The sequence below is a fragment of the Pseudomonas sp. KBS0710 genome, assembly GCF_005938045.2.
In the GTDB taxonomy this organism is placed as follows: domain Bacteria; phylum Pseudomonadota; class Gammaproteobacteria; order Pseudomonadales; family Pseudomonadaceae; genus Aquipseudomonas.
In genome coordinates this window covers 4,491,644-4,513,791 of the sequence record NZ_VCCF02000001.1, presented here as the reverse complement: position 1 = coordinate 4,513,791, position 22,148 = coordinate 4,491,644, and the positions used below count along the sequence as shown (strand labels likewise).

Genomic DNA, 22,148 nt, shown 5'->3' with positions numbered 1-22,148 from the left:
ACACACCGCATTCGCGAGCAAGCCCGCTCCCACATTTTTTACCCGATTTCGTCAGTTGCTTAGTGCGCCGGGCTGTAGCGGCGAACGCCGGATTCGACCTGAGGAATCTGCGCCGCCGTACTGCCGGACGCTTGGAACAACACCAGATGCTCCGCTGCCACCCGAATCCCCACCTGCGCACCGACCTGATGGTCCGCATGGCTGGGGAAAATCGACTCCAGCTGTGCGCCGGTCGGCAGTTGCAAGCGGTACAAGGTCGAAGCGCCGAGGAAAGTCTTGCCGACAATCCGCGCTTTCAACGCGCTATCTGGCGCATAAACAATGTCATCCGGGCGCAGTAACACATCCACCGCGCCACCGGTTGGCCAGGTGTAGGCACGATTGCCGCGCAAGTCACCCAGTTCGGTGCTGACCGATTCCGGCGAGCTCAATTGCCCGCGAATGAAGTAACCCTGGCCGATAAAGCTGGCGACGTAAGGCGTCTGCGGTTCGTGATAGAGGTTATAGGGCGTGTCCCACTGCTCAAGACGGCCTTCTTTGAACACCCCCACCTGATCACTCACGGCGAAAGCTTCTTCCTGATCATGGGTGACCAGAATCGCACTGGTGCCGCGTGCCTTGAGAATGTCGCGCACCTCATGGCTGAGCTTGCGCCGCAGTTCGCCATCGAGGTTGGAGAAAGGTTCGTCGAGCAGCAACAGTTGCGGCTCCGGCGCCAGCGCGCGGGCGAGGGCGACACGTTGTTGCTGGCCGCCGGAAAGCTCGTGGGGGAAGCGCTTGCCGAGGTTTTTCAGGTTGACCAGTTCCAGCAATTCGGCGACCACGCGGTCTTTTTGCGCGTGCTTGCGAATGCCGAAGGCAATGTTGTCGGCCACGCTTAAATGCGGAAACAGTGCGTAGTCCTGGAACACCATGCCGATACGACGTTTCTCCGGCGCCAGGGTGAACCCGGCGCTGGAGATCACTTCGCCGGCCAGGCTGATTTCGCCCTCGTGCACCGGTTCAAACCCGGCAATCGCCCGCAAGGTTGTGGTTTTGCCGCAACCCGAGGAGCCCAGCAGGCAACCAATGTCGCCGGCGTTGAGGTGCAGGTTGAGATTCTGCACCACCCGTTGATCTTGATAGCCGCATGCCAGATTGCGCAGGTTCAGCAGTAATGGCTGGCTCATGCGTGGTGGTACGACGGCGGGACGAGGAATTCGAGCAGCGCCTTTTGCGCGTGCAGACGGTTCTCGGCCTGGTCCCACGCCACCGAGCGCTCATCGTCGAGCAGGTCCAGGCTGATTTCTTCGCCACGGTGCGCGGGCAGGCAGTGCATGAACAGCACGTCCGGCGCGGCCAGGTCGAGCAGGGCGCGGGTCACCTGGAACGGCGCGAACAGTGCCAGGCGCTTGGCGGTTTCTTCTTCCTGGCCCATGGAGGTCCAGACGTCGGTGCTCACCAGGTGCGCGCCGATGACTGCGTCACGCGGGTCGCGCACTACGGTCACGCGATCACCGGCCTGGGCCAGGAAGCGTGCATCCGGCTCGTAGCCTTCGGGGCAGGCAACGCGCAGTTGGAAGTCGAACTGGATCGCCGCTTCTATATAGCTGTTGCACATGTTGTTGCCGTCGCCGATCCAGGCCACGGTCTTGCCCTGAATCGAACCGCGGTGCTCAAGGAAGGTTTGCATGTCGGCCAACAACTGGCACGGGTGCAGGTCATCGGACAGGCCGTTGATCACCGGTACACGCGAGTTGGCGGAAAATTCGGTCACGGTGCTGTGGGCAAACGTACGGATCATCACCGCATCGAGCATGCGTGACATCACGCGGGCAGCGTCGGCGATCGGCTCGCCACGGCCCAGTTGGGTGTCGCGCGAGGACAGGAAGATGGCTTGGCCACCCAGCTGGATCATGCCGGCTTCGAACGACACGCGGGTGCGGGTCGACGACTTCTCGAAAATCATCCCGAGCACACGGTTTTTCAAAGGCTCGAACAGTACGCCGCGGTTACGCAGGTCTTTAAGCTCAATGCCTCGACGGATCACGCTGACCAGCTCTTCGGGCGTGCAATCCATCAGGGAGAGAAAGTGCCTTGCGCTCATCATTAACTACCTTTTTGCAACAGACCGCAGATACTCAAAGCCTTGTTTATTGTGACAACGGGCGAGACCTGCGGCGAAAGCCGCACGGGGCGACGAAATAGGGGAAGGCGCGATCTTATAATTAAATGTCGCGTCTTACCAATAGGGCTACGGTTATTAAGGGTGTTCAAGAGGGGCGCCGCAGCGCTTTTGAAGACTGATTCCTGACAGCAGCGACCCATTTGTACACTGGCGCCGAGACCTTTTGCAATGTGTGGGGGCGGGCTCGGGCCAGGCTGCGTCGGTTTCAGTGGTGCTGTAGCAAGTTTTGAAACATTTGCTCACGGTCTGGCCTATGCCCTTTGATTCACGCGGCGAACGTTGCTGGTGCGCATCCCAGTGGCGGGCCATAGTTGGGCCAAAGCCCAATAAAGAGACTGGCCATGACCAAGACTCTCCACCACCGTGCCTGCCATCTGTGTGAAGCCATCTGTGGTCTGACCCTGGAAACCACTCAGGCGGACGACGGCAGCCTGGCGATCACCTCCATCAAGGGCGACCCGCTGGATACTTTCAGTCGCGGACACATTTGCCCAAAAGCCGTGGCGCTGCAGGATATTCAGAACGACCCCGACCGCCTGCACCAGCCCATGCTGCGAGTGGGCAGCGACTGGCAGCCGATCCCCTGGGATGAAGCCTTTGCGCTGGTAGCCGAACGCCTCGCCGGCATCCAGGCTCGACACGGACAGAACGCGGTGGCGGTGTATCAGGGCAACCCCAGCGTGCATAACTATGGGTTGATGACCCACAGCAACTACTTCCTTGGCCTTTTGAAGACGCGCAATCGGTTTTCCGCCACATCGGTGGACCAGTTGCCCCATCACCTCACCAGCCACCTGATGTACGGCCATGGCTTGTTGCTGCCGATTCCGGATATCGATCACACCGACTTCATGCTGATCCTGGGCGGCAACCCGCTGGCGTCCAATGGCAGCATCATGACCGTGCCCGACGTGGAGAAACGCCTCAAGGCCATCCAGGCGCGTGGCGGCAAAGTGGTGGTGGTTGACCCACGGCGCAGCGAGACGGCGGCGATTGCCGATCAGCATGTGTTCGTGCGGCCCGGTGGCGACGCCGCGTTGCTGTTCGGGCTGCTCAATACCTTGTTCAGCGAAAACCTGCCCCGCGACAGCCATTTGCCGATTGCAGGCCTGGAGGATGTGCGCCAGGCGATTGCCGGGTTTACCGCTGAAGCCATGAGCCGCCAGTGTGCGGTGCCTGCCGAGCAGATCCGCCAGTTGGCGCGGGACTTCGCGGCGGCGGACACGGCCGTGTGCTACGGGCGCATGGGCGTATCGACCCAGGCCTTCGGCACGCTGTGCCATTGGCTGGTGCAATTGATCAACCTGGTCACGGGCAACCTCGACCGTGTCGGCGGCGCCCTGTGCACCACGCCGGCAGTGGACCTGGTGGCCTCCACTGGCGGTGGGCACTTCAATCGCTGGCAGAGCCGGGTGTCCGGGCGGCCGGAGTACGGTGGCGAGTTACCCGTATCGGCCCTGGCCGAAGAAATGCTCACCGAAGGCGAAGGGCAGATCCGCGCCCTGGTGACGGTGGCCGGAAACCCGGTGCTGTCCACGCCTAACGGTCGCCAACTGGAGAAGGCTCTGGACGGCCTGGAATTCATGGTCAGCGTCGACCTGTATATCAACGAAACCACGCGTTATGCCGACCTGATCTTGCCGTCCACTTCGGCGCTGGAAAACGATCACTACGACACCACGTTCAACATGTTTGCGGTGCGTAACGTCACCCGCTTCAATCGCGCGATCCTGCCCAAGCCTGCCGGTGCGTTGCATGACTGGGAGATCTTTGTCGGTTTGGCCAAGGCCTTCGGTGCGCATACCGGTGTTGCGCTCAAGCCAACCATGGCACCGGCGCAGATGATCGACTTTGGCTTGCGCGCCGGGGTTTATGGCGATGCTTCCGAGCACAAACTGTCGGTGGCCATGCTCGCCGAGCATCCCCATGGCGTGGACCTGGGGCCGCTCAAGCCCAACCTGGCCGCCCGCTTGAAAACCGCCGACGGCCACGTGCAAGCGGCGCCTGCGGTGATCCTGGCGGACCTGGCGCGCTTTGCGGCCCAGCCGGTGCCAGTGGTCAATGAGCTGTTACTGATCGGCCGTCGGCATGTACGCAGCAACAATTCCTGGATGCATAACTATCACCGCCTGGTGAAGGGCAAGCCGCGCCATCAACTGCATATGCATCCCGACGACCTTGCCAGCCGGCAACTGAGCGATGGGCAGTGGGTGCGCGTCAGTTCACGCATTGGCGAGATTGAAGTGGAAGTGGTGGCCAGCCTGGACATGATGCCCGGCGTCGTCAGTCTGCCCCATGGTTGGGGCCACGGTCGCCCAGGCGTGCGCATGAGCATCGCCAGTGGGCAGCCTGGGGCCAGCGCCAATGACCTGACCGACGAGCGGCAATTGGACGAATTATCTGGAAACGCCGCGCTTAATGGCGTGCCGGTGCAGGTGGCCGCCGCATAAGGCCCGAGCACTGCGCTGGAATTTTGCGTTACAATGCGCCACCGTGCCGACCTGTGAGTCGCAAAGTTCCAGCCGAGGTGTTCCATGGATATCATCGAAACGATCAAAGAGCAGATTGCCAATAACACCATTCTGCTTTACATGAAGGGCGCCCCGAACGCTCCTCAGTGCGGTTTCTCCGCGAAGGCTTCCCAGGCCATCATGGCGTGCGGCGAGAAATTCGCTTACGTGGATATCCTGCAAAACCCGGAAATCCGTGCCAACCTGCCGAAGTACGCCAACTGGCCAACTTTCCCGCAATTGTGGGTAGCCGGTGAACTGGTCGGCGGTAGCGATATCATCACTGAAATGGCAGCTGATGGTTCGTTGCAAGCGTTGATCAAAGAAGCAGCGGTAAATGCGGCAGCCAAGACTGACGCTTGATCCGAATGCAATAAAAAGCCCCGCTTCTCGAAAGAGAGCGGGGCTTTTTTGTAGCTTTTATCTGCAAGCTGAAAGGGTTTATTCACCCATCTGCGATTGCAGGTAGTTTTCCAGGCTGACTTTAACGATCAGACCCAACTGGGTTTCCAGCCAGTCGATGTGCTCTTCCTGATCTTCCAGGATATCTTCCAGCAGTTCACGGCTGCCGAAGTCACCTTTGGTTTCGCAATGAGCGATGGCGGCCTTGAGGTCGCTGTGGCTCTTTTGCTCGAACTTCAGGTCGCTGCTGATCATTTCCTGGGTGTGCTCGCCGATGTTCAGCTTGCCCAGATCCTGTACGTTCGGCAGGCCTTCCAGGAACAGGATGCGCTTGATCAGCGCGTCGGCGTCCTTCATGGCCTTGATCGATTCTTTGTATTCACGCTTGCCGAGCTTTTCCAGGCCCCAATCGTCATACATGCGCGCATGCAGAAAGTACTGATTGATCGCGACCAGTTCATTGGCAAGGATTTTGTTGAGTTGCTGGATGACTGAGATGTCGCCTTTCATGACTGGGGTCCTGCCCTGTAATAGCTGTGTATAAGGCGGAGTTTGAGCGGCGAAATACCTGGTGTCAAACCTAAGTTATTGAATAATAAATGAAAATTAATCGGAATAAGAATGTTTGTGTTCCGCGTCTTGGCGCTAACTAATTGAATTACGGGCATAAAAAAACCGGACACTATGTCCGGTTCTTCAAAACACGCCTATTTAAGCGTGTGTAAATTCTGCTGAGTAGGGGAGCGCGGCCTGGGCTGTTTGCAGCTGCGTCAGGGTTTCCCGTACCACTTGCTTGGCGAGGCAAGCACATTTGCCGCACTGGCTGGCAACGCCGGTGGTTTCACGTACTTCCTTGTAGCTGCAGCAACCTTCGTAGATTGCTTCGCGGATTTGTCCGTCGGTGACGCCAATGCAGAGGCAGACATACATAAGGGAGAACCATCGCGGGTTTAAGGCTTAAGTGCGATGGATCTTAATGTTAACGAGAATGATTGTCAAAGTAGATTCGCAGGGGATTGCCAGGTACCCGCGGCGCGCTGACGAACGGTTTTTTCAGTGTATGATGGTCGGTCTTCACGAAGCGTGACTGCGTCACAGGGCTGTCGCTTAACTGCGCCAGACTTGGGCCGGTCCTTTTACTTCAATCGTCACCCCTGCATCAGGAGATACCCAATGAGCGTACTCGTCGGCAAACAAGCCCCGGATTTCGACGTACCTGCCGTCCTCGGCAATGGCGAAATCGTAGACAGCTTCAAACTGTCTGAAGCCATCAAAGGCAAATATGGCCTGGTGTTCTTCTACCCGCTGGACTTCACCTTCGTGTGCCCGTCGGAGCTGATCGCTCTGGACCACCGCATGGACGATTTCAAGGCGCGCAACGTTGAAGTGGTAGCCGTTTCCATCGACTCCCATTTCACCCACAACGCCTGGCGCAACACCGCCATCAATGATGGCGGCATCGGCAAAGTCAAATACACCATGGCTGCCGACATGAAGCACGACATCGCCAAGGCCTACGACGTTGAGTCCGAAGGCGGCGTAGCGTTCCGCGGCGCGTTCCTGATCGACGACAAGGGCGTTGTGCGCTCGCAGATCATCAACGACCTGCCGCTGGGCCGCAACATGGAAGAGCTGATCCGTCTGGTTGACGCCCTGCAATTCCACGAAGAGCACGGCGAAGTCTGCCCTGCCAACTGGAAAAAAGGCGACAAAGGCATGAACGCTTCGCCAGAAGGCGTTGCGGCTTACCTGACCGAGAACGCCGGCAAGCTGTAAGCCAGGTTCGAAGCAAAAAAAACCGGCCTGAGAAGGCCGGTTTTTTTATGCGCGGGGTTCAACTTCAGTCGCCGAAGTCTTCCCAGCCGCCCATTTGCTTCCAGCGATTGACGATGCCACAGAACAGATCGGCAGTCTTCTCGGTGTCGTAGCGAGCCGAGTGGGCCTCACGACCGTCAAAGTCGATACCGGCCGCCTGGCAGGCTTTCGCCAGTACCGTCTGGCCATAGGCCAAACCGGCGAGAGTGGCGGTGTCGAAGCTGGAGAACGGGTGAAATGGGTTGCGCTTCATGTCCAACCGCGCCACGGCAGCATTCAGGAAGCCCAGATCGAAGCTGCTGTTGTGGCCAACCAGAATCGCGCGTTTGCAGCCATTGGCCTTCAACGCTTTGCGCACACCACGGAAGATATCGGTCAGCGCCGCTTCTTCACTCACGGCCATGCGCAGTGGGTGATCGAGCTTGATCCCGGTGAACTCCAGGGCCGCAGCTTCGATATTCGCGCCTTCAAACGGCTCCACACGGAAGAAGTGCGTGTGTTCCGGGAACACAAAACCCTGCTCATCCATGCCGATGGTGGTCGCGGCGATTTCCAGCAACGCGTCGGTGGCGCAGTTGAAGCCACCGGTTTCTACGTCGATGACAACCGGCAGATAGCCGCGAAACCGCTCGGCCATCGGGTGGCGGGAACCGCCACCACTGTGCTCGTGTTCGTCGTCGTAATGGTCTTCACTCACTTGCTTTCCTCCAGCAGGCGCCAGCGCAGTGTTTCACCGGCGCGCAGCGGGATAACAGTCAGCTCGCCAAACGGCAGGCTGGCAGGGGCGGTCCAGTCTTCACGAACCAGGGTAATGCGATCGGTATTCGCCGGCAGGCCGTAGAAGCGCGGGCCGTTGAGGCTGGCGAAGGCTTCGAGCTTGTCCAGGGCGTTGCGTTGTTCGAACGCCTCGGCATACAGCTCGATGGCGGCATACGCGGTATAGCAACCGGCACAGCCGCATGCGGCTTCTTTGGCATGCTGGGCGTGGGGCGCCGAGTCGGTGCCAAGGAAGAACTTCGGGCTGCCGCTGGTGGCGGCGTCCAGCAAGGCCACCTGGTGGGTGTTGCGCTTGAGGATCGGCAGGCAATAGAAGTGCGGACGAATCCCGCCCACCAGCATGTGGTTGCGGTTGTAGAGCAGGTGATGCGCGGTGATGGTCGCGCCGACGTTGGCCGAAGCCTCGTTGACGAACTGCACGGCGTCGGCGGTGGTGATGTGCTCGAACACGACCTTGAGGGTCGGGAACAGCTCGACCACACGGCGCATATGCTCGTCGATGAAGATCTTTTCACGATCAAACACGTCCACATCGCCACGGGTGACTTCACCGTGGATCAGCAGCGGCATGCCGACTTCAGCCATGGCTTCGATCGCGGGCAGGATCTTGTCGATACTGGTCACGCCGGAGTCGGAGTTGGTGGTCGCGCCCGCCGGGTACAGCTTGGCGGCGTACACAAAACCGCTGGCCTTGGCCTCGCGAATCTCGGCAGGCTGGGTGCGGTCGGTGAGGTAGAGCACCATCAACGGTTCGAAGCGGCTGCCGGCCGGTCGTGCAGCGAGGATACGCTGGCGATAGGCATCGGCTTGCTCGGCATTACGCACCGGAGGTACCAGGTTAGGCATGATAATCGCGCGGCCAAACGTGCGCGCTACATCGGCCACGGTTTGGGGTAACGCAGCACCATCGCGAAGATGAATATGCCAGTCGTCGGGACGCAGCAGGGTAAGGCGGTCGGACATTGGGGATTCCAGGCGGGTCAATCTGGTGGGAATGCTACCGGAAAAGACTCTTGCAGGCACTCGCTATCAAGTTTTGCCGCACGTGTCCGATATCCCTGGGTATGCCTTAACGACGTATGACGCTTTGAAGTGTTGTAGAAACCAGTGGAGCCTCCCGTGCGCCAGCATTATCTAGCCCTGCTCAGTGTGTTCGCCAGCCTGCCCGCGATGGCACTCACATTCCAGACACGTCTGGAGAACATTGAGTGGAAGGTGGAAGGCGACCAATTCGAGTGCCGCCTGACCCAGCCGATCACCGATTTCGGCTCGGGTGAGTTCGTGCGCCGGGCCGGCGAGCAGGCGACATTTCGCCTTAAAGCCTACAGCGGCGCGCTCGGTGCGGGCTCGGCGACCTTGTTGGCGGCGGCGGCACCCTGGCAACCGGGCCGTGGTGATATTAACCTCGGCGCCGTGCGTGTGGGCAGTGGCGACGTGCTGTTCAACAGCTCCCAGGCCCAGGCCGGGCGTTTGTTCACCGGTTTGCTCGAAGGGCGCAGCCCCACCGTGCGGCATTACGGGCGTGAGGGTGGCTACTCGGAAATCCGCCTGTTGCCGGTGAAATTCAACAAGGCCTTCAACGACTATCAACTGTGCACCACCAAGCTGTTGCCGATGAATTACGATCAGGTCAAACAGACCGAGGTCGGCTTCCCCGGCGGCGGTATCGAGCTGGACGCTGCAGCCAAGAAGAAGCTGGACGTGATTCTTGCGTTCATGAAAGCCGACCCGACGGTTAACCACGTCGAACTGAATGGCCACTCAGACAACAGCGGTAACCGCCTGACCAACCGTGACGTCTCGCGCCGTCGTGCCCTGGCAGTGATGGACTACTTCAAGGCCAATGGCATCCAGGAATCGCAGATCACCCTGCGTTTTCACGGTGAAAGTTACCCACTGGCGCCCAATACCAATGCCGCCAACCGCGCCCGCAATCGTCGCGTGAACATTCAGCTCGAACGCGTAGCGGCCCCCGAGAAACCGGCGCCACAGGCCACTGGCCCGAGTAGCGCGGCACACACCTCATAAGGTGCGACCATCGGTCGCCCGCTCGACATAATCTGTCGCTTTATCTTCATTTGCTGTCGCGCCTCTGTAAATTCACGGTTTTGGTCGGTAGAATCGACGGCTTTCCGTACAACCCCGTGGAGTGATGGCATGGCCGACGTAAACAAGGTCGTTCTCGCGTATTCCGGCGGCCTGGACACTTCGGTGATCCTCAAGTGGCTGCAGGATACTTATAACTGTGAAGTGGTGACCTTCACCGCTGACCTGGGTCAGGGCGAAGAGGTCGAACCTGCACGTGCCAAGGCGCAAGCCATGGGCGTGAAAGAGATCTACATTGACGACCTGCGCGAAGAATTCGTCCGCGATTTCGTCTTCCCGATGTTTCGCGCCAACACCGTCTACGAAGGCGAGTACCTGCTGGGTACTTCCATCGCACGTCCGCTGATCGCCAAACGCCTGATCGAAATCGCCAACGAAACCGGCGCCGACGCCATTTCCCATGGTGCTACCGGCAAAGGCAACGACCAGGTGCGTTTCGAACTGGGTGCCTACGCCCTCAAACCAGGCGTGAAAGTGATTGCTCCTTGGCGTGAATGGGACCTGCTGTCCCGTGAAAAGCTGATGGATTACGCTGAAAAGCACGCAATCCCGATCGAGCGTCACGGCAAGAAGAAGTCCCCGTACTCGATGGACGCCAACTTGCTGCACATCTCCTATGAAGGTGGCGTGCTGGAAGACACCTGGACCGAGCACGAAGAAGACATGTGGAAATGGACCGTCTCCCCGGAGAACGCTCCAGACAAGGCCCAGTACCTGGAACTGACCTACCGTAACGGCGACATCGTTGCACTGGACGGCGTCGAAATGACCCCGGCCACCGTGCTGGCGACCCTGAACCGTATCGGTGGCGAGCACGGTATCGGCCGTCTCGACATCGTCGAGAACCGCTACGTGGGCATGAAGTCCCGTGGCTGCTACGAAACCCCGGGTGGCACCATCATGCTGCGCGCCCACCGCGCCATTGAGTCGATCACCCTGGATCGTGAAGTGGCTCACCTCAAAGACGAGCTGATGCCCAAGTACGCCAGCCTGATCTACACCGGTTACTGGTGGAGCCCGGAGCGTCTGATGCTGCAACAGATGATCGACGCCTCCCAGGTTCACGTGAACGGCGTTGTGCGCCTGAAGCTGTACAAGGGCAACGTGATCGTTACTGGCCGCAAGTCCGATGAGTCGCTGTTCGACGCCAACATCGCCACCTTCGAAGAAGACGGCGGCGCCTACAACCAGGCAGACGCGGCAGGCTTCATCAAGCTGAACGCGCTGCGTATGCGCATCGCCGCCAACAAGGGTCGCAAGCTGTTCTGAGTGCTGCCCTCGTTGTAAAAAAATGGCCCCTTGTTCAAGGGGCCATTTTTTTGTCTGCATATAAAGGCAGGTGCCTTAAATACAGCCTGATGTTTAAGCGATGCGCTGTCGTTTAAGTTTTGTTGAATATCGAAGTTGAACGCGGCCGTTTCAGCGATGGCGTGTTTATTTCTGTACGACTGAATGAATTTTTTACACCTGCACAGGAACTATGTCTTACGGAAAATTCACTACCTAAGTACAGCGAGTATGTAGGGCGCTGAAACTTCTGTAGGAAATAGGGATGTAAACAGGTATGTTGAATGGAACTAAAACAGTTGATTTTTTTTCAGCTGTTCGCTGGCCTTGCGGCGACAAGCAAGGGGTATTTCCTGAAAGTCATGTGCGGTACATTTACCTCATGCCCATTTTGCGGTGCATATTTCACTCAAAATATGTATGGCCCCGGAAAGTTCTGAAGGGTTCCATAAAACCGTATGCGCCAGAGTTTGTGTTTTTTTGTAGGTTAATTCCTATATCGTTGTGGGTTGGGTCTCTGCTTGCTGTTGCTTGGGGGGGAGCGCTATGCCAACTAGGAAACGACTAGGCTATTGTGCTTGCTCTAAATAATTCGAACAGCGAAATTGGACTTTCTCATGAATAAAGTGCTGATCGTGGATGATCATCCCGTCATTCGTCTTGCTGTGCGCATGCTAATGGAACGTCATGGTTATGAAGTCGTTGCCGAGACTGATAACGGCGTCGATGCGTTGCAACTTGCACGGGAACATATGCCGGACATTGTCATTCTGGATATCGGAATACCCAAACTCGATGGCTTGGAAGTTATCTGTCGCCTGGCGTCTACCAAGCAGGCTGCGCCCGTCAAGGTGCTGGTGCTGACGTCTCAGGCGCCTGGCCATTTTTCCATGCGCTGCATGCAGGCGGGGGCGGCGGGCTACGTGTGCAAGCAGCAGGACCTGACGGAGTTGTTGAGCGCCATCAAGGCGGTGCTCTCCGGCTACAGCTATTTTCCCAACCAGGCGCTCAACTCGGTACGCTCGACCATGGGCAATGCCAGCGAGGCGGACATGGTTGAACGCTTGTCGGGTCGCGAGATGATGGTGCTGCAGCAACTGGCCCGAGGCAAAACCAACAAGGAAATCGCCGACGGCATGTTCCTGAGCAACAAAACCGTCAGCACCTACAAGACCCGCCTGTTGCTCAAGCTCAATGCACGTTCCCTTGTGGACTTGATCGAGCTGGCCCAGCGCAACGGCCTCGTTTAGACGCGGGTGCGGTTGCACACCAGAACCTGAAAAACCGGCAAAAAAAAGCCTCCGTCAGGGAGGCTTCCGGCCGTCAGCGCATCGATCAGAAGTCGAAGTCGTAATCGGCCAGTTGTTTTTGCAAGCGTCGCTCTTCCAGCAGGTTGTCGATAGTGCGGCGTTTGCTCAAATTGGTCTTGGCCACCTCTGCCACAGGGGCTTCCCCTTCGTCATCCGTCACTTCAACGAGATCGTCTTCTACATCCAGTTGTTCTTTGTCAGTGCTCATAAGGTTAACTCCGGGCTAAGACTGCCGTTGGCGCTCCTTATAACGATAATCCACGAACGGGTAAAAAAGATTTTTTCAATCGACTGATCGAGAAAACCAATGAACCCTCAATCGTCGGAGGTTTTGTCCTTGTATTCGCACAGGTCTTCGATACGGCAACTCCCGCAGCGAGGCTTGCGGGCCTGGCATACGTAGCGCCCGTGCAGGATCAGCCAGTGGTGGGAGTCAAGCAAATAGGGCTTGGGTACAAACTTCATCAACTGCTTTTCTACCTCGACCACATTCTTGCCGCGCGCGATGCCGGTTCGGTTGCTGACGCGAAAAATATGCGTGTCCACTGCCATGGTCAGTTGCCGGAACGCGGTATTGAGCACCACGTTAGCGGTTTTGCGGCCCACGCCGGGAAGGGCTTCCAGGGCTTCGCGGGTTTGCGGCACTTCACTGCCGTGCAGCTCAACCAACAGGCGGCAGGTCTCAATGACGTTCTTGGCCTTGCTGTTGTACAGGCCGATCGTCTTGATGTACTCCGACAAACCCTCCACCCCCAGGGCATAAATGGCGGCTGGCGTATTGGCCACCGGGTACAGCTTGGCCGTAGCCTTATTGACGCCAACGTCGGTGGATTGTGCCGACAGGATCACCGCAATCAGCAACTCGAACGGCGACGAGTAGGCCAGCTCGGTCTTGGGTTCCGGATTGTCTTCATGAAACCTGCGGAAAATTTCCAGGCGTTTTGCGGCGTTCATGGGGCAGTTGTTTCCTTGCAGGCGATCAGCGCGATTGTAGCAATACACAGGGCAGGGTTTATCGCCGGTTTATGCGCTGTTATGCGCATCCATTTGGCGTTGCGCTTCATCGAGGTTGCTTTGCGCCTCGGCCAGTTGCTGTGGGGCGGCGTTTAGATCCTGGGCTTTCTTCAATTCAGCGCGGCGCATGGCCAGCTGGATTTTAGCGCGCTTGAGGTCGGCGCCGTTACTGGGCGCTGTCGCAGGCATCGGCGTGCTCTGTACTTCCAGGGCGGCCAGCGCCTGCTCCGCCGCTTCGAACTGCTGCTGCAGCACGATCAACTGCGACTGCTGCTCAAAGGTCGGTGGATGTCCAAATGCCTTGAGGGATTTATGCAGTTGGGCACGGCTCATGGCAACGGCGATCTTGGCTTTCTTGACCGCTGTATCCCGGGCCGCTTGAGTGTCATCGGCGGCTACGGGGGCAGCCGGCGGTGCCGAACGTTTAGCCCGCGCCAGGCGCTCGGCGAGCTTATGCGCTTCCTCGCGTTGCAGCCGCGCATTGCGTTGCTCAAAGCGCCGCCGCGCGCGGTCGCGCTTGAGGGTCCGCTCCTGGTGTTGCAGATCATTGGTCGCCAGGCCGCCGACAATCGCCAGCACCGTGGTCGCTGGGCGCATTTCGATGCAGTCCACAGGGCATGGCGCAACACACAGGTCGCAGCCGGTGCACTCATCCATGATCACGGTGTGCATCAACTTGGCGGCGCCGACTATCGCATCCACCGGGCACGCCTGGATGCACTTGGTGCAGCCAATGCACTCGGCTTCGCGAATGTAGGCGACCTGGGCCGGGGCTTCGCCGCGCGTGGTGTCCAGTTCCAACACCGGCACGCGCAACAGGTGGGCCAGGCCAGCAATGGTTTCCTGCCCACCGGGCGGGCACTTGTTGATCGCCTCGCCCTGGGCGATGCCCTCGGCGTAAGGCTTGCAACCTGGGTGCCCGCATTTGCCGCATTGGGTCTGCGGCAGCAGCGCGTCGATACGTTGAATCAGAGTCATGGGGGGATCATTGGCATGCCGGTTAGACAAACAGAGGCTGATTATCCGGCAAGCTGGAAAAGGGGACTAGCTGAAAAGCCCCGCCGCCGAAACGACAGGGCTGTTTTGCAGGCTTACTTGATACGCTGACCCGGCTTGGCACCGCTGTCAGGGCTCAACAGGTAGATCTCTTCGCCGCCAGGGCCAGCCGCCATCACCATACCTTCGGAGATACCGAACTTCATTTTGCGTGGCTTGAGGTTGGCGATCATCATGGTCAGGCGACCATCGAGCTTGGACGGGTCCGGGTAGGCGCTCTTGATGCCGGAGAACACGTTACGTTGTTCGCCACCCAGGTCCAGGGTCAGGCGCAGCAGCTTGTCGGCACCTTCTACGGCCTCGGCCTTGACGATCAGCGCAACGCGCAGGTCGACGGCGGCAAAGGCGTCGAAGTCGATTTCTGCCGAGATCGGATCCTTGGCCAGCTCACCGTTACCGGCGGGCGCAGCCGAACCGGTGTCGGTCTGGCTGGCGACCAGGTCTTCTTTCGAAGCGTCGGTCATGGCCTGGACTTTTACCGGGTCAATACGCGTCATCAACGGCTTGAACTCGTTCAACTGATGGTTGCTGAGCAGGGTGGCGTGGTCGTTCCAGGTCAGCGGCGCGACGTTGAGGAACGCCTCGGCATCAGCGGCCAGCAATGGCAGCACCGGCTTGAGGAAAATCACCAACTGACGGAACAGGTTGACGCCCGTGGCGCAGATGGCCTGAACTTCCGCCTGCTTGCCTTCCTGCTTGTTCAGCGACCATGGCGCCTTGTCGGCGATCCAGGCGTTAGCGCGGTCGGCTAGGCCCATGATCTCACGCATGGCGCGGGCAAAGTCACGGGCTTCATAGGCGTCGGCAATGCTTGGCGCGGCGGCCAGGAAGGCCTCGGTCAGTTCCGGAGCGGCGTTTTCAGCCACCAGCAAACCGGCATTGCCCTTGTGGATAAACCCGGCGCAACGGCTGGCGATGTTGACCACTTTGCCGACCAGGTCCGAGTTGACCTTCTGTACGAAGTCTTCCAGGTTCAGGTCCAGGTCGTCGACACCACGGCCCAGCTTGGCGGCGTAGTAGTAGCGCAGGTATTCCGGCGACAGGTGGTCCAGGTAAGTGCGCGCCTTGATAAAGGTGCCACGGGACTTGGACATTTTCTGGCCATTGACCGTCAGGTAACCGTGCACGGCGATGCCGGTTGGCTTGCGGTAGCCCGAACCTTCGAGCATGGCCGGCCAGAAAAGCGCGTGGAAGTTAACGATGTCCTTGCCGATGAAGTGGTACAGCTCGGCGGTGGAGTCCTTGGCCCAGAACGCGTCGAAGTCCAGCTCAGGCGTGCGGTCGCAGAGGTTTTTGAAGCTGGCCATGTAGCCAATCGGCGCGTCCAGCCACACATAGAAGTACTTGCCCGGCTCGCCCGGGATCTCGAAGCCGAAGTACGGCGCATCGCGGGAGATGTCCCACTGCTGCAGGCCGCTGTCGAGCCATTCGGAGAGTTTGTTGGCCACGGCGTCCTGCAAGGTGCCGCTGCGGGTCCAGGTTTGCAGCATCTGCTGGAAATCCGGGAGCTTGAAGAAGAAGTGCTGGGAATCCTTGAGCACCGGGGTGGCGCCGGAGATTGCCGACTTCGGGTTCTTCAAGTCAGTCGGTGCGTAGGTTGCACCACATTTTTCGCAGTTGTCGCCGTACTGGTCTTCGGTGCCGCATTTAGGGCAGGTGCCCTTGATGAAGCGGTCGGCCAGGAACATTTTCTTTTCCGGGTCGAAATACTGGGTCACCGAACGCTGGTCGATGTGCCCGGCTTCCTTCAAGCGCAGGTAGATCTGGCTCGACAGCTCGCGGTTTTCTTCGGAGTGGGTCGAGTGGAAGTTGTCGAAGTCCACCAGGAACTCGGCAAAGTCGGCGCTGTGTTCAGCCTGCACATTGGCGATCAGTTGTTCCGGGGTGATGCCTTCCTTCTCGGCGCGCAACATGATGGCCGAACCGTGGGCGTCGTCCGCGCAGACATAAATGCATTGGTTGCCGCGATGCTTCTGGAAGCGCACCCACATATCGGTCTGGATGTACTCAAGCATATGGCCAAGATGGATGGAACCATTGGCATAGGGCAGGGCGCTGGTGACGAGGATCTTGCGTGGCTCGGACATGGGGCTCGGCTACTTGATGAAACGGAGGTCGGCCACTATAAAGCGCCGGGAAATATATTTCACCCCGTGGTGCTGTTTCTGAATCTTCCCAGGTCTCGAAAGCATGCCGCTGGGCGGCCGGAACGGTTAGGATAGCCGCCTGTTTCAGTCAGTCTTTTTTCGGGAGTAGCCCATGAGCGCCGTCAATCGCGCAGCGGTGGAAGCCGTTCTTCGCCAGTACACCGACCCCTATTTGAACCAGGACCCGGTCAGCGCCGGCTGTGTACGTGCCATTGAAGTCCAGGGCGACCAGGTGTCGGTCCAGTTGGAACTGGGCTATGCCGCCGGTTTGTTCAAGAGTGGCTGGGCGCAGATGCTGCAAATGGCCATCGAAGGCCTGGAGGGCGTGCGTTCGGCCAAGGTCGACATCCAGTGCGTGATCGCCGCGCACAAGGCCCAGGCGCAGATTCCGGGCCTGGCCAACGTCAAGAATGTTATCGCCGTGGCCTCCGGCAAGGGCGGCGTGGGTAAATCCACCACCGCCGCCAACCTGGCCCTGGCGCTGGCCCGTGAAGGTGCTCGCGTGGGCATCCTCGACGCGGATATCTACGGCCCAAGCCAGGGCGTGATGTTCGGCATTGCCGAAGGCACGCGGCCCAAGGTCAAGGACCAGAAGTGGTTCGTGCCGATCGAGTCGCTGGGCGTGGAGGTGATGTCCATGGCCTTCCTCACCGACGACAACACACCGATGGTCTGGCGCGGGCCGATGGTCTCCGGCGCCTTGCTGCAACTGGTCACCCAGACCGCCTGGGGCGACCTCGATTACCTGGTGATCGACATGCCGCCAGGCACTGGCGATATCCAACTGACACTGGCGCAAAAGGTGCCGGTGGCCGGTTCGGTGATCGTGACCACGCCTCAGGACCTGGCGTTGCTGGATGCCAGGAAAGGCGTGGAGATGTTCCGCAAGGTCAACATCCCGGTGCTGGGCGTCGTTGAAAACATGGCGGTACACATCTGCTCCAACTGCGGCCACGCCGAGCATTTGTTCGGCGAAGGCGGCGGCGAGAAGTTGGCGACCCAGTACGGGGTTGAGTTGCTGGCGTCGCTGCCGCTGGCGATGGAAATTCGTGAGCAGGCCGACGGCGGCAAGCCGACCGTGGCCGCAGAGCCCGATGGACCGATCGCTATGGTGTACCAGGAACTGGCCCGTCACGTGGGCGCGCGGATCGTCCTGCAGGAAGCGGCAGCACCGGCGATGCCGACCATCACTGTCAGCGACGACTGAGTCGGCTGAATGAAAACAGCCTCGGCGTTGTCGGGGCTTTTTTATGCCTGCCGATCAGTCAAAGGTTCTCAATCACGCGTTTGCGCAATTGCGCGTGTAAGCATTTGCTTACTTTTTCGTAAGTGATTGGTTTTTTTACCAGGCATGTCCATCTCGAAATCGTGAGCGAATTTTCTATCCTTATGAAAAATAACAATTATTTATACTTGAATGGGCGTTCAAGTCTGTCAGCCGATCACTTGGATCCCATTGAACTTCCCTCGGAACTCTCTAAGATCAGCCCTGTGTCCACGGATTGGCACAGCCATCAAGGAACGATGGTTGAAGGAACGTCGCAGGATGCGATTCATCAGGACGATGAAAAGGAATACAGGGACTAGGGAAAAAATGTGGGCGGGTCATACCGCCCCTTTTTTTGCCTGCAGAAAAGTGAAAACGACCAATCAGAAACGCAAAAAGGCCCGCAAGGGGCCTTTTTATTGGGCGGCGGAGCTTTAGCGCTCGAGGTCTGCAATCTTACCTTTCTTGCCATCCCACTCCGCTGCGTCAGGCATCGGATCTTTACGTTCAGTGATATTTGGCCAGATTTCCGCCAGCTCGACGTTCAACTGAATGAATTCCTGCATCTCTGCCGGGACTTCGTCCTCGGAGAAAATAGCGACGGCCGGGCATTCTGGTTCACACAGGGCGCAGTCAATGCACTCATCCGGGTGGATAACCAGGAAGTTCGGGCCTTCGTAGAAGCAGTCCACCGGACACACTTCGACGCAGTCGGTGTACTTGCACTTGATGCAGTTGTCGGTAACGACGAAGGTCATTTCTAATTCTCTCCTCAGGCGGCGGCAGCGAAACCCTTTGTGGCAGGGCTCGCGAGGTTCGGGAGCGATAGTCTGCAGGCCAGGCTAATAACCTGCAGCATCCCAAACCGCGCGAGAGTCTACCAGCTTGCAAGCCCGTGCGTTATATCCGAACTTGCAGTGCATATAACATTTCGAGCGCTTTACGCGGCGTCAAGCCGTCCAAGTCAAGCTTTGCCAACTCATCCAGCACCGGATGGGGCAGGCTGGCGAACATATCACTCTGGTGCGGCGCGCTCGGTTTGCTGCTGGTTTTGGTCACGCTTGCCACAGGAATCTCGTGGGGCAGGGCGGTTTCTTCCAGGCGGCTCAGGTGTTCGCGGGCACGGCTGATGACTTGTGCGGGAACCCCCGCCAACTGCGCCACGGCCAAGCCGTAACTCTGGCTCGCCGGCCCCGGCAGCACGTGGTGCAGGAACACGATGCGCTCGTTGTGCTCAGTGGCATTCAGGTGCACGTTGGCCACCAGCGGCTCGCTTTCCGGTAACACAGTCAGTTCGAAATAGTGCGTGGCAAACAGCGTATAGGCGCGCAAATGCGCCAAACGCTCGGCCGCCGCCCACGCCAGCGACAGACCATCGAAGGTGCTGGTGCCGCGCCCCACTTCGTCCATCAGCACCAGACTGCGTTCGGTGGCGTTATGCAGGATGTTGGCGGTTTCGCTCATTTCCACCATAAAGGTCGAACGCCCGCCGGCCAGGTCATCACTGGAACCGATCCGGGTGAAGATGCGGTCCACCAGCGACAACTCGCAACTGGCTGCCGGCACAAAGCTGCCGATGTGCGCCAGCAACACGATCAATGCGGTCTGGCGCATGTAGGTGGATTTACCACCCATGTTGGGACCGGTGATCACCAGCATGCGCGTGTCGTCATCCAGTGACAGGTCGTTGGCCACGAACGGCGTGGTCAACACCTGCTCCACCACCGGGTGACGCCCCTGCACGATACGCATGCACGGCTCACTGACAAACCGCGGGCAGTTCAGGTCAAGGTTCAGCGCGCGCTCGGCCAGGTTGCTCAGCACATCCAGTTCCGCCAGGGCGGCGGCAGTGTCTTGCAGCGGCGCCAGGCGGCTGATCAAGTCCTCAAGCAACGCTTCATACAGCATCTTTTCGCGCGCCAGGGCACGGCTCTTGGCCGACAGTGCCTTGTCTTCGAACTCTTTAAGCTCCGGCGTAATGAAACGCTCGGCGCCTTTAAGGGTTTGGCGACGCTGATAGTCGATCGGCGCCGACTCGGCCTGTTTGCTCGGCAACTCAATAAAGTAGCCGTGTACGCGGTTGTAGCCGACCTTCAAGTTAGCCAGGCCGGTACGGGCTTTTTCGCGGGCTTCCAGGTCAATCAGGAACTGCCCGGCGTTTTCGCTCAGGGATTGCAGCTCGTCCAGCTCGCTGTCGTAACCGGTTTTAAGCACGCCGCCGTCACGGATAATCGCCGGCGGGTTGTCGATAATGGCTTTTTCCAGCAGCGCCGCGAGGTCCGGATAAGTGCCGGCTGTTGCGGCGAGTTGTTGCAGGTGCGGCGTGTCCAACTCAGTCATCGCCACTTGCAGCTGCGGCAGCGCGCTCAAGGCATCGCGCAGACGCGCCAGGTCACGCGGCCGCGCATTGCGCAGGCCAATCCGCGCCAGGATGCGCTCGATATCGCCGATTTCTTTAAGCTGCGGCTGCAGGTTCTCAAAGCGATAGCGATCCAGCAGGCAAGTAATAGAGGTCTGGCGCGCTTGCAGCACGGTCAGATCGCGCAGTGGGCGGTTCAACCAACGGGTCAGCAAACGGCTGCCCATGGCCGTCTGGCAACGGTCGACCACCGATTGCAGCGTGTTATCGCGGCCACCGGCCAGGTTGGTGTCCAGCTCCAGGTTGCGACGGCTGGCGCCATCGAGCACCACAGTGTCATCCAGGCGCTCATGGCGCAGGCTGCGCAAATGCGGCAGGGCGGTGCGCTGGGTTTCCCTGGCATAACTGAGCAAGCAACCGGCAGCGCCGATGGCCAGGGTCAAGGTCTCGCAGCCGAAGCCTTTAAGGTCCTGCACCGAGAACTGCTGGCACAGGCTTTTCAGCGCCGTGTCGCGCTCAAAATCCCACGGCGCACGACGCTTGGTCCCACGACGTTTTTCCGCCGGCAGATCCTTGGGCCAATCATCCGGAATCAACAACTCCACCGGATTGATGCGCTCCAGCTCCGCCAGCAGGTTCTCCCAGCCCTTGATCTCCAGCACGCTGAAGTTGCCGCTGGTGATATCCAGCACCGACAGGCCGAACAAACGCTCATCGCCCAGCACCGCCGCGATCAGGTTGTCACGACGCTCATCCAGCAACGCCTCATCACTCACCGTGCCTGGCGTGATAATGCGTACCACCTGACGTTCCACCGGCCCCTTGCTGGTGGCCGGGTCGCCGATCTGCTCACAGATCACCACCGACTCGCCGAGCTTCACCAGCTTGACCAGGTAGCCTTCCAACGAATGGTAAGGAATCCCACACATCGGAATCGACTGCCCCGCCGACTGCCCACGCGCGGTCAGGGTGATGTCCAGCAGCTTGGCGGCCTTCTTCGCGTCTTCGTAGAAGATCTCGTAGAAGTCGCCCATGCGATAGAACATCAACTGATCAGGGTGCTGGTTTTTGAGGCGCCAGTACTGCTGCATCATCGGGGTGTGGGAGGACAGATCGGAGGTGTTTTTACTCATCAGATAGTTAGCAAATTCGTTAAAAGGAGTGGGGCAAAGATGGGGCGCTTGGCCCTGCTAATTTTGCGATGGCGGCAAGGTTAACACGCGAGGTCGAGGGTTCGCAGGTCACAAACAGCCAGGTAAAACCCAAAAATGGCGCAGCGCCCAATAGCCATCACTCCCAAGAACGAACACCGAACCTGTGGCGAGGGAGCAAGCTCCCTCGCCACAGGTTAGCGGTGCTTGTGCTATCTCTTAACTGATCGGAATCAGACGCCGCGCCGGTTTTTCATTCGCCCCTTATTGAAGGTTGCCGGGCGAATCCAACACCTTCACCACATCATCAACCACCGCCTTGACCATCTCCTGCAAGTAATGCGATGCCCAGGCGTACCGGTCCGTCTCCTTGGTCATGGCTGCATCTTCGGCGAGTTGCTTGGCGACGTGGAGGAGGTCGGAGGCGTGGTGCAAGGCTTCGTGCAGGGACACACCGCTGTTGACGCGGAATAGCGGTTGGTCGGAATGGAAGGAGAAGGGGGTGACGCCGAGGGTGGTTAACGCGGATGGATCTGTAGCGGTCATCGGTAAAACTCCCATAGTCGGTTGAGAGCTACCACGTTCGTTGTTGAACGAATGCGTGGCGCTTTTGGCGCCTGCATCTTGCCGGGTTATCAGGCCCGGTCGCTGAATTGGCAGCGACAGAGGGGAGGGTAGCGTGGTGGTGGGTTGGGCGCAACTGAGAAAAGGCGGGAATCTCTTGGCTTTGCTTTGCTTTGCTTTGCTTTGCTTCGCCAGTTGCCAGTTGCCAGTTGCCAG

Annotated in this window: 20 protein-coding genes; 7 read left to right on the top strand and 13 right to left on the bottom strand. The window is 59.0% G+C overall.

The genetic code is table 11. The features are described from left to right. Positions 1 to 59: 59 nt before the first annotated feature. Together FFI16_RS20765 and argF are read right to left on the bottom strand one after the other, a co-directional pair. Complete coding sequence (locus tag FFI16_RS20765) at positions 60 to 1,169, bottom strand: ABC transporter ATP-binding protein (RefSeq protein WP_138816599.1); 1,110 nt, start codon at positions 1,167 to 1,169, stop codon at positions 60 to 62. Further along, a complete protein-coding gene (gene argF / locus FFI16_RS20760) occupies positions 1,166 to 2,086 on the bottom strand; it encodes an ornithine carbamoyltransferase (RefSeq protein ID WP_069786197.1) in 921 nt (306 codons plus the stop codon). The genes FFI16_RS20765 and argF overlap by 4 nt, the downstream gene beginning before the upstream one ends. A 422-nt stretch (positions 2,087 to 2,508) precedes the next feature. On the opposite strand from argF, the gene FFI16_RS20750 reads away from it, so the two are divergent. Beyond that, positions 2,509 to 4,617 carry a molybdopterin oxidoreductase family protein gene (locus FFI16_RS20750; protein WP_138816597.1) on the top strand — a complete coding sequence of 703 codons (2,109 nt, stop codon included), beginning with the start codon at positions 2,509 to 2,511 and terminating at the stop codon, positions 4,615 to 4,617. An 84-nt stretch (positions 4,618 to 4,701) separates the two neighbouring features. Next, complete coding sequence (grxD, locus tag FFI16_RS20745) at positions 4,702 to 5,040, top strand: Grx4 family monothiol glutaredoxin (protein ID WP_058421605.1); 339 nt, start codon at positions 4,702 to 4,704, stop codon at positions 5,038 to 5,040. A gap of 78 nt (positions 5,041 to 5,118) precedes the next feature. Here the strand turns inward: grxD and bfr are convergent, their stop codons facing one another. Both bfr and FFI16_RS20735 read right to left on the bottom strand, forming a co-directional pair. Beyond that, positions 5,119 to 5,589: a bacterioferritin gene (bfr, locus tag FFI16_RS20740; protein WP_017137040.1), complete on the bottom strand. Its 471-nt coding sequence runs from the start codon at positions 5,587 to 5,589 to the stop codon at positions 5,119 to 5,121. A gap of 201 nt (positions 5,590 to 5,790) precedes the next feature. Then, positions 5,791 to 6,009 (bottom strand): bacterioferritin-associated ferredoxin, encoded by a 219-nt coding sequence (locus FFI16_RS20735; RefSeq protein WP_138816595.1) that lies wholly within the window; start codon positions 6,007 to 6,009, stop codon positions 5,791 to 5,793. Positions 6,010 to 6,252: 243 nt separating this feature from the next. On the opposite strand from FFI16_RS20735, the gene FFI16_RS20730 reads away from it, so the two are divergent. Next, positions 6,253 to 6,855, top strand: coding sequence for a peroxiredoxin (locus tag FFI16_RS20730; RefSeq protein WP_003172097.1), 603 nt, complete (start codon positions 6,253 to 6,255; stop codon positions 6,853 to 6,855). 64 nt (positions 6,856 to 6,919) lie between these two features. Here the strand turns inward: FFI16_RS20730 and rnt are convergent, their stop codons facing one another. Then, positions 6,920 to 7,591: a ribonuclease T gene (gene rnt, locus FFI16_RS20725; RefSeq protein ID WP_017738287.1), complete on the bottom strand. Its 672-nt coding sequence runs from the start codon at positions 7,589 to 7,591 to the stop codon at positions 6,920 to 6,922. Beyond that, the gene (gene pyrC, locus FFI16_RS20720) at positions 7,588 to 8,634 is read right to left on the bottom strand and encodes a dihydroorotase (RefSeq protein WP_017137042.1); all 1,047 of its coding nucleotides are present in this window, start codon (positions 8,632 to 8,634) and stop codon (positions 7,588 to 7,590) included. The genes rnt and pyrC overlap by 4 nt, the downstream gene beginning before the upstream one ends. Positions 8,635 to 8,790: 156 nt before the next feature. On the opposite strand from pyrC, the gene FFI16_RS20715 reads away from it, so the two are divergent. The 3 genes from FFI16_RS20715 (at position 8,791) to FFI16_RS20705 (ending at position 12,314) form a co-directional block, all read left to right on the top strand. Continuing rightward, the gene (locus FFI16_RS20715; RefSeq protein ID WP_138816593.1) at positions 8,791 to 9,699 is read left to right on the top strand and encodes an OmpA family protein; all 909 of its coding nucleotides are present in this window, start codon (positions 8,791 to 8,793) and stop codon (positions 9,697 to 9,699) included. Between the two features lie 129 nt (positions 9,700 to 9,828). After that, the gene (locus tag FFI16_RS20710; protein ID WP_003208700.1) at positions 9,829 to 11,046 is read left to right on the top strand and encodes an argininosuccinate synthase; all 1,218 of its coding nucleotides are present in this window, start codon (positions 9,829 to 9,831) and stop codon (positions 11,044 to 11,046) included. Positions 11,047 to 11,681: 635 nt separating this feature from the next. After that, entirely contained in the window at positions 11,682 to 12,314 is a 633-nt protein-coding gene (locus FFI16_RS20705) for a response regulator transcription factor (RefSeq protein WP_138816592.1), read from the top strand. An 85-nt stretch (positions 12,315 to 12,399) separates the two neighbouring features. On the opposite strand, the gene FFI16_RS20700 is transcribed toward FFI16_RS20705, so the two are convergent. The 4 genes from FFI16_RS20700 to metG all read right to left on the bottom strand — a co-directional run bounded on the left by FFI16_RS20700 (position 12,400) and on the right by metG (position 16,531). Further along, the gene (locus FFI16_RS20700; RefSeq protein ID WP_138816590.1) at positions 12,400 to 12,582 is read right to left on the bottom strand and encodes a PA3496 family putative envelope integrity protein; all 183 of its coding nucleotides are present in this window, start codon (positions 12,580 to 12,582) and stop codon (positions 12,400 to 12,402) included. Between the two features lie 107 nt (positions 12,583 to 12,689). Next, a complete protein-coding gene (nth, locus tag FFI16_RS20695; RefSeq protein ID WP_017137046.1) occupies positions 12,690 to 13,328 on the bottom strand; it encodes an endonuclease III in 639 nt (212 codons plus the stop codon). 69 nt (positions 13,329 to 13,397) lie between these two features. Further along, on the bottom strand, positions 13,398 to 14,396 hold the full coding sequence (gene rsxB / locus FFI16_RS20690; protein ID WP_256666277.1) for an electron transport complex subunit RsxB: 999 nt from the start codon (positions 14,394 to 14,396) through the stop codon (positions 13,398 to 13,400). 83 nt (positions 14,397 to 14,479) lie between these two features. Beyond that, complete coding sequence (metG, locus tag FFI16_RS20685; protein WP_017137048.1) at positions 14,480 to 16,531, bottom strand: methionine--tRNA ligase; 2,052 nt, start codon at positions 16,529 to 16,531, stop codon at positions 14,480 to 14,482. A 172-nt stretch (positions 16,532 to 16,703) separates the two neighbouring features. On the opposite strand from metG, the gene apbC reads away from it, so the two are divergent. Then, complete coding sequence (gene apbC / locus FFI16_RS20680) at positions 16,704 to 17,798, top strand: iron-sulfur cluster carrier protein ApbC (RefSeq protein ID WP_017137049.1); 1,095 nt, start codon at positions 16,704 to 16,706, stop codon at positions 17,796 to 17,798. A 494-nt stretch (positions 17,799 to 18,292) separates the two neighbouring features. Here the strand turns inward: apbC and fdxA are convergent, their stop codons facing one another. From fdxA to FFI16_RS20665, 3 genes are all read right to left on the bottom strand, one after another. Further along, positions 18,293 to 18,616, bottom strand: a complete 324-nt coding sequence (gene fdxA, locus FFI16_RS20675; RefSeq protein WP_003208688.1) for a ferredoxin FdxA — start codon at positions 18,614 to 18,616, stop codon at positions 18,293 to 18,295. A gap of 142 nt (positions 18,617 to 18,758) precedes the next feature. Further along, positions 18,759 to 21,350, bottom strand: coding sequence for a DNA mismatch repair protein MutS (gene mutS, locus FFI16_RS20670; RefSeq protein ID WP_138816586.1), 2,592 nt, complete (start codon positions 21,348 to 21,350; stop codon positions 18,759 to 18,761). 282 nt (positions 21,351 to 21,632) lie between these two features. Then, the gene (locus FFI16_RS20665; protein WP_053254658.1) at positions 21,633 to 21,914 is read right to left on the bottom strand and encodes a DUF3077 domain-containing protein; all 282 of its coding nucleotides are present in this window, start codon (positions 21,912 to 21,914) and stop codon (positions 21,633 to 21,635) included. Positions 21,915 to 22,148 lie beyond the last annotated feature (234 nt).